A 13359-nucleotide genomic window follows, 5' to 3' on the forward strand; every position below is an offset into this window, starting at 1 on the left:
CCGGCGGCTACAGCGCCTCGGCTTTCTCTGGCGCCGGGGCGACTGCGGGCGCGGCTTCGGGGAGGGCGCCGGGCGAGGCGTCCTCGAAGCGGTCGACCCGGCGCAGCGACTTGAAGCCCCACATCCAGCCGCCCGTCACCGTCAGCGTGCACAGCGCGCCCAGCACCGCCGCCGGCACCGTGCCGAACCAGGCGGCGCTGCTGCCGGCGCGGAACTCGCCCAGCTCGTTGGAGGAGCCGATGAACAGCATGTTCACCGCGTTGACCCGGCCGCGCATGGCGTCCGGGGTGGAGAACTGGATCAGCGAGGAGCGGATGTACATGCTGACCATGTCCGCGCCGCCGGCCACCAGCAGGGCCAGGAAGGACAGCCAGAACAGGCTGGACAGGGCGAACACCAGGTTGGCGACGCCGAACAGCGCGACCGCGGCGAACATGGTCAGGCCGACATGGCGGTCGAACGGCCGCACGCTCAGGTAGAAGCCGACCAGCACCTCGCCGATGGCCATGGCGCTGCGCAGTGCTCCGAGTCCTTGCGGGCCGACCTGCAGGACTTCCTGGGCGTAGATCGGCAGCAGTGCCACCACGCCGCCGAGCAGCACGGCGAACAGGTCCAGGGAGATGGTGCCGAGGACGATCGGCCGCGAGCGGATGAAGACGATGCCGGCGGTGAAGCGCTCCCAGGCGCTGGCCTCGAGGGTCTTCGGCGGCTCGGCGAAGCGCACCGGCACCCAGCGCAGCAGTCCCAGTCCGAGCAGGAAGCCGGCCATGCACAGCGCGTAGCTCAGCGGGCCGCCGCCGAGGGCGTAGAGTGCGCCGCCGAACAGCGGACCGGCGATGGTGGCGCCGCGCATGATCATGCTGTTGGCGGCGATCGCCGCGGCCAGCCGCTCGCGCGGCACGACCTGCGGCAGCAGGCTCTGCAGGGTCGGCCCGGTGAAGGCCCGCGCGCAGCCGAACAGCGCCAGCACGGCATAGATCGCCGTGGTGTTCAGCGTGTCGCCGAGCGACAGCCAGAGCAGCAGGGCGCCGCACAGCGCCTCCACCGCCCAGCTGACGGCGAGGATGCGCTTGCGGTCGAAGCGGTCGATCAGGTCGCCGGCCGGCAGCAAGAGCAGCAGCATGGGGATGAACTGGGCCAGGCCGACCCAGGCCAGCGACAGCGGGTCGCGGGTCGCGTCGTAGACCTGCCAGGCCACCACCACGGCCTGGATCTGCAGGGCACAGACGGCCGCCAGGCGGCCGATCAAAAAGGGCAGGAAGCCGGGATAGCGGTAGATGCTGGAGCCGGCCTCGGAGGAAAGCGCGTCGGACACGTCGTTACTCGCAGGCAAGGGGGTGAGGAGAAGGGCGGGGACACAGTTTGTTACAGCAGGGTGACACCGTCTAGAACGCTTTCCAAGCGTCCGGGGGCGGACCTTGGGCGATCAGCGGCCATAAACCGAGTCGAAATGTCGCACAACCATGAGCTGGGTCAATATTGACAAGCGAAATCGGTTGCTAGATTCGATCCCGTCATCACGCCCGCCAAGGAGGGCAATCCATGCTGATCTCTATCGTTCTCACCATCGTGTTCGCCTGCTTCACCCTGTTCGTGGCCGGCCTGTGCCTGGGACGCTGGATGCGTCCATCGTCCGGTTCGGCGACGAATATGACCAATGACCTGCAGGGCATCGCGAACCGGGCCCGTTGAGCGGAAGCTGCGCCGGACGCAGCTTCCCCGACGCTGCCGGAGCCGGGCAGCGGACGGACAGGCGATGGCCAGGGGGCGGATGCCGGATAGAACCGGCATCCGCCCTTTTCATTCCGGTCGCTTTCGACGGGCAGGCGGGAGGGCCGAACGCCGGACGCATCGGCCGGCAGACGTCGGCGAGCGTCTGACATGTTCGGTAACTTGCTGAAGCCAAAGAACTTTATATGGATCGATTTTGGCTGGCATACGGACGGGAATACAGGCTGCCGGTTGCCAGCCTGGTTTTGGCTGCGTTCTGATCGGCATCCAGTTAGAACGGGGCTCGAATTACCCGCATAGGGTGCCCCTGAGAGGGGGCCATAGTGGCGGTTGCCACCTGGGCTTTTTCTTCGCCCCGGCTACCGGTGGACTGAGAAACTACACTTTCCCCGCTGCCTGCGAATCCATTGCAACGGGAAAGCGAGTTTCTGTGCACTACCAGGGAGCTGCCCTGCATGCTGAACTGGCTTCTGCTTTTCGTCGCGGTCACTCTCGCTCTGGAGTACCTCGTCCCGGATCGCTACTTGCTGATCTTTGCCTGCGCAGCACTGGCCATCCTGCCGCTGGCCGGGTTGCTCAACGCCACCTTCGGCAATGCCACTGAGCTGATCATTGGCATCGTGGCGCTGCGGGCAGGACTGCATGACATGGTCAAGGCATCCTTCGCCGGCTCGATAATCGGCGACATTCTCCTGGTCCTCGGCGGGGCCATGCTCTGTGGGGACATGCGTTATCCCGAGCAGCACTTCAATGCCACGGGAGCCTGCTCTCAAGCCCCTCTGCTGACCCTCGCCGCCATTGCCCTGCTCTTGCCGGCAGCCTACAAGGCCTCCGCCACCACCAAGATTCCTCAAGGGGCGCACTGTAAGCGGCCGGGCATCACACCTTGCAGGAAGGTTTCCAGTTGTGTGGCAGCAGCTGGGTGATCTCGCTGGCCTTCTGCGTCGGCAGCCGGGTCAGCACATCTTTCAGATAGGCATACGGATCATGCCCGTTCAGGCGTGCCGATTGAATCAGCGTCATCAGGGCGGCCGCACGCTTGCCGCTGCGCAGTGAGCCGGCGAACAGCCAATTTGCGCGGCCGATGGCCCACGGGCGTATCTGGTTTTCGCACCAGTTGTTATCTATCGCCACCATCCCGTCATCGAGATAGCGCACGAGGGCCGTCCAGCGCTTGAGGCAGTAGTCGAGTGCCTTGGCGATGGCCGTGCCTTCATGCACCAACCGGCGCTGGGTGAGCATCCAGCCGTGCAGGGCATCGGCGATGGGCTTGGCTTTTTCCTGGCGTATTCGCCATCGCTCGTCGGGCGGCAGGTCGCGCACCTCGCGCTCGATGTCGTACAGCTGACCGATGTAACGCAGAGCCTGCTCGGCCAGTTGACTCTGGTTGGCGACATGCAGGTCGTAGAACTTGCGCCGGGCATGGGCCAGGCAGCCGATCTCGGTCACGCCCCGCTCGAAGCAGGCCTTGTAACCGGCGAAGTCGTCGCAGACCAGCTTGCCTTTCCAGTCGCCCAGGAAGGTGCGGGCATGCTCGCCGGCACGGCTGGGGCTGAAGTCGTAGACCGTCGCACGCAGCCCGGCGAACGGGCTGGGAACGTAGGCCCAGACGTAGGCGCGCTGGGTCTTCTTCATGCCCGGCGCGAGCATCTGCACCGGGCTCTCGTCGGCATGGACGACGTTCTGCTCCAGGACTATGTCCCGCAGCGCATCGACCAGTGGTTGCAGTTGCACGCCGCAACGGCCGACCCACTGCGCCAGGGTCGAGCGCGGGAGGGCGAAACCGGCCCGGCCGAAGATCTTTTCCTGCCGGTACAGGGGCAGATGGTCGGCGAACTTGGCCACCATGACCTGGGCCAGCAGCCCGGCAGTCGGGATGCCCTTGTCGATCACCTGGGCCGGAACCGGCGCCTGGATCAGCGTTTCGCATCGTTCGCAGACCCATTTGCCGCGGATATGTTGCTCCACCGTGAAGACGCCCGGGGTGTAGTCGAGCTTTTCGCTGACATCTTCACCGATGCGTTTGAGCTGGCAGCCGCAGGAGCACTGCGTGGTGTCCGGCTCGTGATGGATCAGCGTGCGGGGGAACTGCGGCGGCAAGGCCGTGCGCTTGGGCTGCCGGCGTGGCTCGGTAGCGGCGGGAGCTGGAGCCAGTTCCTCGAGCTCGGCTTCGATGGCCGCGATATCGGTATCGAGCAGATCGTCCAGCAGGCTGAGCTGGGCAGCCTTGAGCTGCTCGCTGCGCCGGGCAAACCGATGCCGCTTGAGGACGGCAATTTCGTGAGCCAGCTGCTCGCCGCGGGTTTTGTAGTAATGGACCTGCTGCGTCAACTGCGCCGCCAGTTCGCGCAGTTGCTCGGGAGTCAGATGGTCGAAGCAAGCAGAAGTCATGGCGCCGAGTGTGCCTGCCTTGATCGCCATCGACGATAGACCGTTCGGTCAATTGCGCGGCATGGGGCACCTGACGGCCAACTATAAAAGGCGGATTTCGGCCCCCGATCCGACCCGCTGCCAAGGCAGCCCGACCACCAGTGCCTGAAGCTGCTCGGCGCTCAGTTCAAACTGGGCACCCTGCCAGCTGCCCGGCCAGACGAAGCGACCTCGGTTCAGCTGGCGCGAGGCCAGCCAGACACCGAAACCATCGTGAACCAGTACTTTCATGCGGTTGGCCCGCTTGTTGGCGAACAGGTAGGCGTTGTGTGGCTTCGCCGCACCGAAGACCTCCACCACCCTGGCCAGCGCCGTTTCCGTTCCGGCCCGCATATCCAGCGGTTCGGTGGCGAGCCAGATGGCATCGATACGGATCATTGCAGGATCTCGCGCACGAACCGGGCACAGCCCTGCGCATCGCCCGCAGGCCAGTGAACGGTCAAGGTCGTACGGCGATGAGGAATTTCGATACGGATGTCCGCGCTGGATGAGCACTCCGCTCGCGCCGGCGATTCAAGCGCAAGCGGGATGAACGCCGGCAGGGTTTCAACCGCCTGGCTGCGAGCCGTGCGTATCCATTTATGGACAACGTTGCTGTTGATGCCATGGCTCAGCGCCACGCTGGCGACGGAGGCGCCGGGCTGGCCACACTCCTGCACGATTTGAGCCTTGAAGGCCGTGGAATAGGAACGACGCTGCATGATTTCCCGCTTGAAAGCCTGGAGATGGTGTCCACGATAAATAGGTGGACACCATCTCTTAGCCTGGCGGGCTCAAACCAGATGACTTGGCCGGACGCTTACCACTACGCACTATCTGAGCGTATCGATTTCCGTGGTGTTGCTGATCGTCTATGCCTTGTCCCTCCTGTATTCGCTGATTACCCACAAAAGGGAGTTCGTCAGCGAGAGCCGAGACGATGACACGCCCAAGCAGGTCCCGTGGCCGATGGGAAAGGCACTCCTGGTACTGGGAGTGGCCACCTGAGCAGAGGCGTTGCTCCGCACAAGGAGAGCTTATCCATGCAGTCCGACAACCCACCGCCTGGCAGTACTACCCCATTCGTCACCGCCGCAGAGGGGTGGCTGCGCTGGCTGCCGGGCTTGCAGGTGCTCAGGCAGTACCGTCTCGCCTGGCTGCCGAACGACGTTGCCGCCGGGCTGGTGCTGACCACCATGCTGGTGCCGGTCGGAATTGCCTATGCCGAAGCCTCTGGCGTGCCGGGTATCTACGGTTTGTATGCCACCGTCGTACCGCTGCTGGCCTACGCGCTGTTCGGCCCCAGCCGGATCCTCGTGCTCGGGCCGGACTCGGCTCTGGCGGCGCCAATTCTTGCGGTAATCCTGGTGACATCCGGAGGCGATCCAAGCAAGGCGATCGTCCTGGCCAGCATGATGGCGGTGGTGTCCGGCGTGGTGTGCATCCTCGCCGGCCTGCTGCGCCTGGGGTTCGTTACCGAACTCCTGTCCAAGCCGATCCGCTATGGCTACATGAACGGTATCGCCTTGGCCGTGCTCATCAGCCAGCTGCCGAAGCTGTTCGGCATCCGCATCGACAGTCGCGGACCGCTGCGGGATATCCTGCAACTCGGGCAGGCGATCCTCGCCGGCGAGGCCAACTGGTACAGCTTTGCGGTCGGCGGCGGCTGCCTGGCGCTGATCCTGCTGCTCAAGCCTTTCAAGCGCCTGCCCGGAATCCTTGTCGCAGTGATCCTGGCGACGCTGGCGATCAATTTCTTCGACCTGCACAAGGTCGGAGTGAAGGTTTTGGGCGAACTCCCTCAGGGCTTGCCAGCGTTCGCCGTACCCTGGCTCAGCGGCGTCGACTGGATCGAGGTGTTGCTCGGCGGTTTCGCCGTCGCCCTGGTGTCCTTCACCGACACCAGCGTGCTGTCACGCACCTACGCCGCCCGCACCCGCAGCAAGGTGGATCCGAATCAGGAAATGGTCGGACTGGGCATCGCCAACCTGGCCGCAGGTTTCTTCCAGGGTATTCCGATCAGCAGCAGTTCCTCGCGCACGCCAGTGGCCGAAGCGGCAGGCTCGAAGACCCAACTGACCGGCGTGATCGGTGCGCTGGCGGTCGCCGCGCTGCTGCTGACGGCGCCCAATCTGCTGCGCTACCTGCCCAACAGTGCGCTGGCCGCCGTCGTCATCGCGGCAGCCATCGGCCTGTTCGAGATCGCCGATCTGAAGCGGATCTTCCGCATGCAGCAATGGGAGTTCTGGCTGTCGTTCACCTGCTTCGTCGGCGTCGCGGTATATGGCGCCATCCCAGGCATCGGCCTGGCGGTGGCGATCTCGATCATCGAATTCCTCTGGGATGGCTGGCGCCCGCACTATGCCGTCCTCGGCCGCGCCAACGGGGTGCGCGGCTACCACGACGTGCAACGCTATCCGGATGCCAGGCGCGTGCCCGGGTTGGTGCTGTTCCGTTGGGATGCCCCGCTGTTCTTCGCCAACGCCGAGCTGTTCCAGCAGCGTATCCTGCAAGCCATCGAGGAATCGCCCACGCCGGTACGCCGGGTGGTGGTGGCGGCCGAGCCGGTGACCAGCGTGGATGTCACTTCTGCCGACATGCTCGACGAACTGGGCGGGAAGCTGCACGAGCGCGGCATCGAACTCCATTTCGCCGAAATGAAGGACCCGGTCAAGGATAAGCTCAAGCAATTCGAACTGATGGAGAAGCTCGGTCCGAACATCTTCCAGCCCACCGTTGGCGCTGCCGTAGATGCCTATCTCGAGGACCACGGTGTGGATTGGTCACCTTGAGCGCGAAATCGCATCCAACTTAACCATCCCGGAAGCGGCCGGTTGGGGCGGTAGAGAGCGACCATTTGCCATCCGGTTTCTTGTAGCGCAGCTCCCATGACTTGCTGCCGTTCGGCTTCATCCTGAAGTACAGCCCTGGCCATCCCGCTGCCTGTATGTGCTGCCTTCCGGCGCCAGGCTGGCCAGGGTGGTATCCGCCAGCGGGCGGCGCTTAATCGCGTGTATGCCTCCGGTTCTAGCTTTTCGGAAGCATGCAAGGGGGCATACACGGCAGGAGGTTCTAGGGAGATAGCGAGAGACGGCTAGATACGAGAAAGCCCGCAGGGGGCGGGCTTTCGGGGGTGTTTGTAGACTGTTGGAGACAGCTAGAAACAGGTATTTGGCGCGCTCGGCGGGATTCGAACCCACGACCCCTGCCTTCGGAGGGCAGTACTCTATCCAGCTGAGCTACGAGCGCGTTACGGGGATGTTCCGGGGCGGGATTCGGTCGGGCGACCGGTGCCCCTGGAGCAAAGAGGCCATATTTAAGCATTAGCGCCGCGCTTGCACAACCAGCAACGCGCGACGCCAAGGCAGCGAACCGGGCGGCGCAGTGGCGCCGCCCGGTCTTTTTCAGTGGTGGGCCATCGGCATGCCGGAGTTCTCGGTGCCCGGCAGGGCGATGCGCACGTTCTGCATCATGCCTTCGTCCTCGTGGTCGAGGATGTGGCAGTGCAGCACGAAGTCGCCGATGTAGCGGCGATAGCGCGAGCGCACGGTGGCGGTGTAGCCCTGCTGGAGGAACAGGGTGTCGCGCCAGGTGCCCTGCAGGTTGGCGTACTGGCTGGGGATGCCGCTGGCGTCCGGCACCGGCGCGCCGCTCACCTCGTTGCCCTCGGGGTCCTTCACCGAGACGATCTGGAAGGGGTTCACGTGGATGTGGAAGGGATGGCCGAAGGCGAAGGCGGTCAGCTTCCACTCGTCGACGGCGCCCAGTTCCAGCAGGCGGTCGAGGCGGCCCGGCTCGTAGGGCGAGCTGTTGACCGGCACGGGCTTGCCACCCTCGCCGGTGCCGATCTCGCCCACCTCGAACAGCGGCGCCTGGCCCGGCGGCAACACGATCTGGAAGCCGAGGCTGCGCTGGCCGGTCACCTCGCTGGCGGCGATGTCGGCGTGCGGGGCGAAGGCGCTCAGCTTGAGGCCGTCGGCCAGGTCGGCCAGCACCTTGTCGCGCACGGCGCCCTGCGGCATGCGCGCCTTGGCGGCGCTTTCCAGCGCCTGGGCGAGGACCGCCTCGGGCGCCTTGGCGGCGGCCGGGCCGTCTACGGTCACGTAGCCGAGCAGCTCGCGCGGGTAGCTCTCGTTGTTGACGCTCTGTTCCGGACGCAGGGTCTCGTCGACGATGCAGTAGGTGCCGGGCTCGGGGAAGACCATCAGCAGGTCTTCGCGGTAGCCGGGCTGGAATACCGTGGCGTCGCGCCGGGAGACCGCGCCGCGGGTCAGGCCGTCGCTGGCGACGGCGAACTGCGCCAGGGGCGCGCCGGTGCAGGCCTGCTGGATGAACTGCTCGCGGGCCTTCTGGCCCTTGCCCGGTTTGGCCGCGGCCTGGGCTGCGTCGAGCTTGCGGAAGCTCAGGCGGATGGAGTCGCGCACCCCGGCGTGGATGAAGCGCCAGCGCTCGACGCTGCCGGCCTTGGCGCCGACCACGTAGGGCTCGACCAGGCCGTTGATCGCGGTGCGCCGGCCGGAAGCGTTCCATGCGGTGCCGCCGGTCGGGGTGATGCCGAACTGGCCCTCGTAGCTCTCGATGCCGCCGACGTCGCCCTTGTCGCAGACCCACTTGCCGTCGGCGTCCTTCTTGATGTTGCCGGCCTGGTCGCGGCAGGCATAGGCGATCTGCTGGAAGACCAGGAGGCGCTCGCGGAAGGCCTCGCCGTTGGGCGCGGCCAGCAGGGTGTCGAGGTCGCCGGAGACCAGGCTGCCGTCGTCGCGCACCTGCGGCAGGCGGTCGCCGCGGATGATCAGCGGGCCGGCCATGCCCGAGGCCACCTGCAGCGCGGTGGAGCCGTGCAGATGCGGGTGATACCAGAAGGTGCCGGCCGGGTGGTCGGCCGGGATGTTGTATTCGTACTGGAAGCTGGTCTGCGGGGCGATCTTCAGCAGCACGTTGTCGGAGTTGCCGCTCGGGCTCACCCACAGGCCGTGGGTATGCATGTTGGTGCTGTTGAAGCAATGCGGCCCGTTGTGTTCCCCGTTCGCGACGCAGCTCGGATCGTTCGCGTCCAGGTCGTTATGCAGGGTCAGGCGGAAGGTTTCGCCCGGCCAGAGCTCCACCTTGGGGCCGATGTAGGGAATCTGCGGATCGACTGCCTCGCCCGTGTAGGCGCGCAGCTTCACGGCATCGTCCTGCCCGGTGTCCGGGTTGTAGAGGGTGCTCTGGACCTTGTCGATGTGCAGGTCGTAGAAGACTTCCGTGCCGACGTTGGAGGTCTGCGGGCGGGCCTTGAGCGGCGCGGCGGTCATCAGGCTCGGTCCGCTCTTGCCGGCTGCGGCGGGCGCGCCGCGCAGCACGGCGGCCGGCGGTTCGCGGACGATGCGCGCGGCAGGCACGTCGGCCGCGGCGGGCTGGGCGGGGGCGAGCTGGGCGGCGACCCCGAGGGTGAGGCTGGAGGACAGGGCGAACAGGCGGCCCCGGTGGAGGGTGGTCATGGGTTTCGTTGATCCTTGAATTGCTTCTTCGTCGTCGTGCCGCCGCGGCGCGTGCCGTGGGCGGCTTCCCGCTCGACGAAACCGGCCGCTTTCCCGATTTCCGGTGCGGAGGAGGGGACTTACAACCGGAACGCTCGTCCCAGAGCGGTTTCGCGAGGCGGCTGGATTGTAGGGGAAGCCTTGCGCGATGCCCATTGCGAATGTGTGGGATTGCCCGGGGCCGCTTTCCGCGGCACACCGATTGTGGGCGAATGGCGAACAGCGGGGCAGAAGCGGGGCCATTGCGGCCCCGCCGCGGTTCAGTGCTGGTGTCCCGAGTGCTCGTCTTCTCCGCTGCCCGTCTGGGAGATGCGCACGTTCTGCATCATGCCCTGATCCTCGTGGTCGAGGATGTGGCAGTGCAGCACGAAGTCGCCGGTGTAGCGCCGGTAGCGCGAGCGGATGGTGATCAGGTGGTCGTCCTGGACGAACAGGGTGTCGCGCCAGGTGCCCCGCATGTTGGCGTACTGGCTGGGGATGCCGCTGGCGTCCGGGTCCGGCGCGCCGCTCACCTCCTTGCCCTCGGGTCCTTCACGGAAACGATCTGGAAGGGGTTCACGTGGATGTGGAAGGGATGGCCGAAGGAGAAGGAGGTCAGCTTCCACTCCTCGACGGCGCCCAGGGTGAGCTGGCGCTGCACCGCTTCTTGGTCGTAGGGGGCGCTCTCGAAGGGTTCGGGCTCGCCGCTGCTGAAGTCGATCTTGCCGACCTCGAAGCTGGGGGCCTGGCCGGGCGCCAGCACGATCTGGAAGCCGAGGGTGCGGTTGCCGGTCACCTCCTGGTCGGCGATGTCGGTGTGCGGCACGAAGGCGCCCAGCTTGAGGCCGTCGGCCAGATCCGCCAGCACCTGATCGCGCACCTTGCCGCGCGGCATGCGCGCCTTGGCCGCGGTTTCCAGCGCCTGGCGCAGGAGGTTCTCGGGATTCTGGCCGGCCGCCATGCCTTTCACCTCGACGTAGCCGAGCAGCTCGCGCGGGTAGCTTTCGTGGTTGACGCTCTGCTCGGGGCGGAGGGTTTCGTCGATGATGCAGTAGGTGCCGGCCTCGGGGAACACCATCAGCAGGTCTTCGCGGTAGCCCGGCTGGAGCACCGTCGCGTCGCGCTGGGAGACGGCCGCGCGGGTCAGGCCGTCGCCGGCGACGGCGAATTGCGCCAGGGGCGCGCCGGTGCAGGCCTTCTCGATGAAGCGCTGGCGCGCCAGCCAGCCCTTGCCGGGCGCGCTGGAGGCCTGGAGCGGGTCGAGCTTGCGGAAGCTCAGGCGGATGGAGTCGCGCACCCCGGCGTGGATCAGCCGCCAGCGCTCGACGTTGCCGGCCTTGGCATCGACCACGTAGGGCTCGACCAGGCCGTTGATCGCGGTGCGCCGTCCGGAAGTGTTCCACAGGGTGGTGAGGGTACCGTCGCCGAGTGGGACGATGCCGAACTGGTCGTAGCGCTCGAGCGCGCCGACGTCGTCCGCGGCGCAGAGCCACTTGCCGTCGGCGTCCTTCTTGATGGTGCCGTCCTGCTCGCGGCAGGCGTAGGCGATCTGCTGGAAGAGCAGGGTGCGTTCGCGGAAGGCGCGGCCGCTCGGCTCGACCAGCAGGGTGTCGAGATCGCCGGGGACCAGGCTGCCGTCATTCTTGGCCTGCGGCAGGCGGTCGCCGTGGATGATCAGCGGGCCGGCCATGCCCGAGGAGACCTGCAGCGCGGTGGTGCCGTGCAGGTGCGAGTGATACCAGAAGGTGCCGGCCGGATGGTCGGCCGGCACGTTGAATTCGTACTGGAAGCTGGTCTGCGGGGGGATCTTCAGGTGCACGTTGTCGGAGTTGCCGGCCGGGCTCACCCACAGGCCGTGGGTGTGGATGTTGGTGTTGTTGAAGCAGTGCGGCACGTTGTGGTCATGCTCGCCTTGGGGGCAGCTCGGGTCGTTGTCCGGCAGCTCGTTGTGCAGGGTCAGGCGGAAGGTCTCGCCCGGCCAGAGTTCCACCTTGGGGGCGACATAGGGGGTGGGGGCCTGCGAATCGGCCGCTTCGCCCGCGTAGGCGCGCAGGCGCACGGCGTCGTTCTGCCCGGTTTCGGGGTTGTAGATCTTGCCGTCGACGTAGCGGACCGTCAGGTCGTAGAAGACCTCGGGCTGGGCCCCGGAGGTCCGCAGGCGTTCGGCGGAAAGGCGCGGCCCCGGCGTTCCCGGCGCCGGGGGCGCGCCGCGCAGCACGGCGGCCGGCGGTTCGCGGACGATGCGCGAGTCCGGGATCGGCGGGGCGGCGGAGGCGTTCTGGCTGGCGAGGGCGAGAGTCGAGACAAGGGCGAGCAGGCGCCCCGGACTGATGCAAGTCATGTGCGATGGTCCCTGGTGTTTTTGTCGTACGCCGCAGGCGCACATCCGGCCCGGCGGACAGGCCCGCCGGCCGGCAGGCGCCCAACGGCGGCTTCCTGCCTCGATGAAGTCCGGTATCGCAAGGTGGTGATTGCACGGAGTGCCCGCTACTGCCTGGAATGCCCGTCCCGGCGCGGCTTGGCGAGGCTTTTCGAAGTCTAGTGGAGAGACCGGCCCGCTTGCGGGAAGCCGACGAAGGGCAGGGGGCGGCCGGCCGGCGCCGGCCGCCGGGACGCGGCATCAGCCGAACTGGATGTCGTCGCTGGAGAAATCGCTGACGCCGACCAGGGTCACCGACCAGCTGTCGTCGCCGTCGAGGGTCAGCACGGTGTCGTCGATGCCGTCGCCGTAGACGTCGACCACGTTGACGGTGAACAGCTGGTCGAACTGCTCGGCGCTCAGCCCGGCGAAGACGAGGGTGTCGTCCTCGCCGAAGTCGGTGATGACGTCGTGGCCGTCGTCGCTGCTGGCGGTGAGGCCGCTGCCGTAGCTGAACTCGTCGGAGTAGTAGCGGGTCTGGAGCGTTCTGCCGGCGGTGAAGGTGAAGTCCTCGGTCTCGCTGAGCAGGCCGGCCATCACGTCCACCCCGTCGACCCAGACCGAGGGCACGCCGGTGGTGGTCTGGTGGGTCTCGACGGTGATGCTCTGCCCCTCTTCGGCCAGCTCGTACTTGTCCACCAGGTAGAGCAGCCAGCCCTCGTAGTGGGAGGCGAAGAAGCCCTGGCCGGTGCCGTCGAGCAACTGGCCGTCGGCGCCGACGTATTCCTCCAGGCCCTGGCCGATCAGCCAGTCGGTGAAGTATTCGCTGGAGGCTTCCCCTCGCTGAGCGTGAAGCCGTAGTGGAAGCTGTCGGCCCCCGCGCCGCCGGTGAGGGTGTCGTCGCCTTCATGACCGGTGAGGTGGTCGTCGCCCGCGTCGCCGTACAGGCGGTCGTCGCCTGCCTGGCCGTGCAGGATGTCCGCGCCGTCGCCGCCGTAGAGGCGGTCGTCGCCCTGCTGGCCGTTGAGGACGTCGCTACCCTCGCCGCCGCCGAGGGTGTCGTCGCCCTCCTGGCCGTTCAGGTTGTCGTTGCCGCCGGCGCCTTCGAGGCTGTCGTCGCCCGCAAGACCGTTCAGCGTGTCCTTGCCGTCGGTGCCCGCGAGGCTGTCGTCGTTTTCGGTTCCGATGAATACTGCCATGTCACTTCCCCCAACCTGGCCTGCCGCCGTGGCACGCGCCCGAGCCGGCGAGCCGAGGTCTTCCATGTATAGATGAGGTTGAACGTCTGGCAGCCCGGCCATCTGCGTGAGATCCGTGGCTTTCCGTGCCCGCATCGCTGCGAGGTTGGCTTTTGCAGGCAAA

12 protein-coding genes, 1 tRNA gene, 1 pseudogene and 1 riboswitch are annotated in these 13359 nt (G+C 66.7%); of the genes and pseudogenes, 3 read left to right on the top strand and 11 right to left on the bottom strand.

Annotated features, from left to right (window positions below; all coding sequences use genetic code 11):
- Positions 1-7: 7 nt before the first annotated feature.
- Entirely contained in the window at positions 8-1315 is a 1308-nt protein-coding gene (locus tag Atro_RS14570; RefSeq protein WP_497923353.1) for an MFS transporter, read from the bottom strand.
- Positions 1316-1542: 227 nt separating this feature from the next.
- Between Atro_RS14570 and Atro_RS14575 the strand changes: the two genes are divergently transcribed.
- Both Atro_RS14575 and Atro_RS14580 read left to right on the top strand, forming a co-directional pair.
- Positions 1543-1692: a hypothetical protein gene (locus Atro_RS14575; RefSeq protein ID WP_497923355.1), complete on the top strand. Its 150-nt coding sequence runs from the start codon at positions 1543-1545 to the stop codon at positions 1690-1692.
- A 494-nt stretch (positions 1693-2186) separates the two neighbouring features.
- A complete protein-coding gene (locus Atro_RS14580; RefSeq protein ID WP_497923357.1) occupies positions 2187-2657 on the top strand; it encodes a calcium:cation antiporter family protein in 471 nt (156 codons plus the stop codon).
- Here the strand turns inward: Atro_RS14580 and tnpC are convergent.
- From tnpC to tnpA, 3 genes are all read right to left on the bottom strand, one after another.
- Positions 2611-4122 (bottom strand): IS66 family transposase, encoded by a 1512-nt coding sequence (tnpC, locus tag Atro_RS14585; RefSeq protein ID WP_497927609.1) that lies wholly within the window; start codon positions 4120-4122, stop codon positions 2611-2613. The two genes, Atro_RS14580 and tnpC, sit on opposite strands and share 47 nt — an antisense overlap.
- Positions 4123-4203: 81 nt before the next feature.
- The gene (gene tnpB, locus Atro_RS14590) at positions 4204-4539 is read right to left on the bottom strand and encodes an IS66 family insertion sequence element accessory protein TnpB (RefSeq protein WP_497923359.1); all 336 of its coding nucleotides are present in this window, start codon (positions 4537-4539) and stop codon (positions 4204-4206) included.
- Entirely contained in the window at positions 4536-4862 is a 327-nt protein-coding gene (gene tnpA / locus Atro_RS14595; RefSeq protein ID WP_497923361.1) for an IS66-like element accessory protein TnpA, read from the bottom strand. Before tnpA ends, tnpB begins: the two co-directional genes overlap by 4 nt.
- A gap of 321 nt (positions 4863-5183) precedes the next feature.
- Here tnpA and Atro_RS14600 point away from each other — a divergent pair, with 321 nt between their 5' ends.
- Positions 5184-6932, top strand: coding sequence for a SulP family inorganic anion transporter (locus Atro_RS14600; protein ID WP_497923362.1), 1749 nt, complete (start codon positions 5184-5186; stop codon positions 6930-6932).
- A gap of 58 nt (positions 6933-6990) precedes the next feature.
- On the opposite strand, the pseudogene Atro_RS14605 reads toward Atro_RS14600, so the two are convergent.
- The 7 genes and pseudogenes from Atro_RS14605 to Atro_RS14635 form a co-directional block, all read right to left on the bottom strand.
- Positions 6991-7157: pseudogene (locus Atro_RS14605) on the bottom strand (integrase arm-type DNA-binding domain-containing protein); the annotation flags it as partial.
- A 155-nt stretch (positions 7158-7312) separates the two neighbouring features.
- Positions 7313-7389: transfer RNA gene (locus Atro_RS14610), tRNA-Arg, on the bottom strand.
- Positions 7390-7544: 155 nt separating this feature from the next.
- Complete coding sequence (locus Atro_RS14615; RefSeq protein WP_497923364.1) at positions 7545-9620, bottom strand: multicopper oxidase family protein; 2076 nt, start codon at positions 9618-9620, stop codon at positions 7545-7547.
- A gap of 299 nt (positions 9621-9919) precedes the next feature.
- Positions 9920-10171 carry a multicopper oxidase domain-containing protein gene (locus Atro_RS14620; protein WP_497923366.1) on the bottom strand — a complete coding sequence of 84 codons (252 nt, stop codon included), beginning with the start codon at positions 10169-10171 and terminating at the stop codon, positions 9920-9922.
- Positions 10168-11979 (bottom strand): multicopper oxidase family protein, encoded by a 1812-nt coding sequence (locus tag Atro_RS14625; RefSeq protein WP_497923367.1) that lies wholly within the window; start codon positions 11977-11979, stop codon positions 10168-10170. The genes Atro_RS14620 and Atro_RS14625 overlap by 4 nt, the downstream gene beginning before the upstream one ends.
- Positions 11980-12258: 279 nt before the next feature.
- Positions 12259-12759 (bottom strand): hypothetical protein, encoded by a 501-nt coding sequence (locus Atro_RS14630; protein ID WP_497923369.1) that lies wholly within the window; start codon positions 12757-12759, stop codon positions 12259-12261.
- Positions 12760-12800: 41 nt separating this feature from the next.
- Positions 12801-13196 carry a calcium-binding protein gene (locus Atro_RS14635; RefSeq protein WP_497923371.1) on the bottom strand — a complete coding sequence of 132 codons (396 nt, stop codon included), beginning with the start codon at positions 13194-13196 and terminating at the stop codon, positions 12801-12803.
- Positions 13197-13281: 85 nt separating this feature from the next.
- A riboswitch (cyclic di-GMP riboswitch) is annotated at positions 13282-13356 on the bottom strand.
- Between the last annotated feature and the right edge of the window lie 3 nt (positions 13357-13359).

The organism is Azotobacter tropicalis, assembly GCF_059739045.1.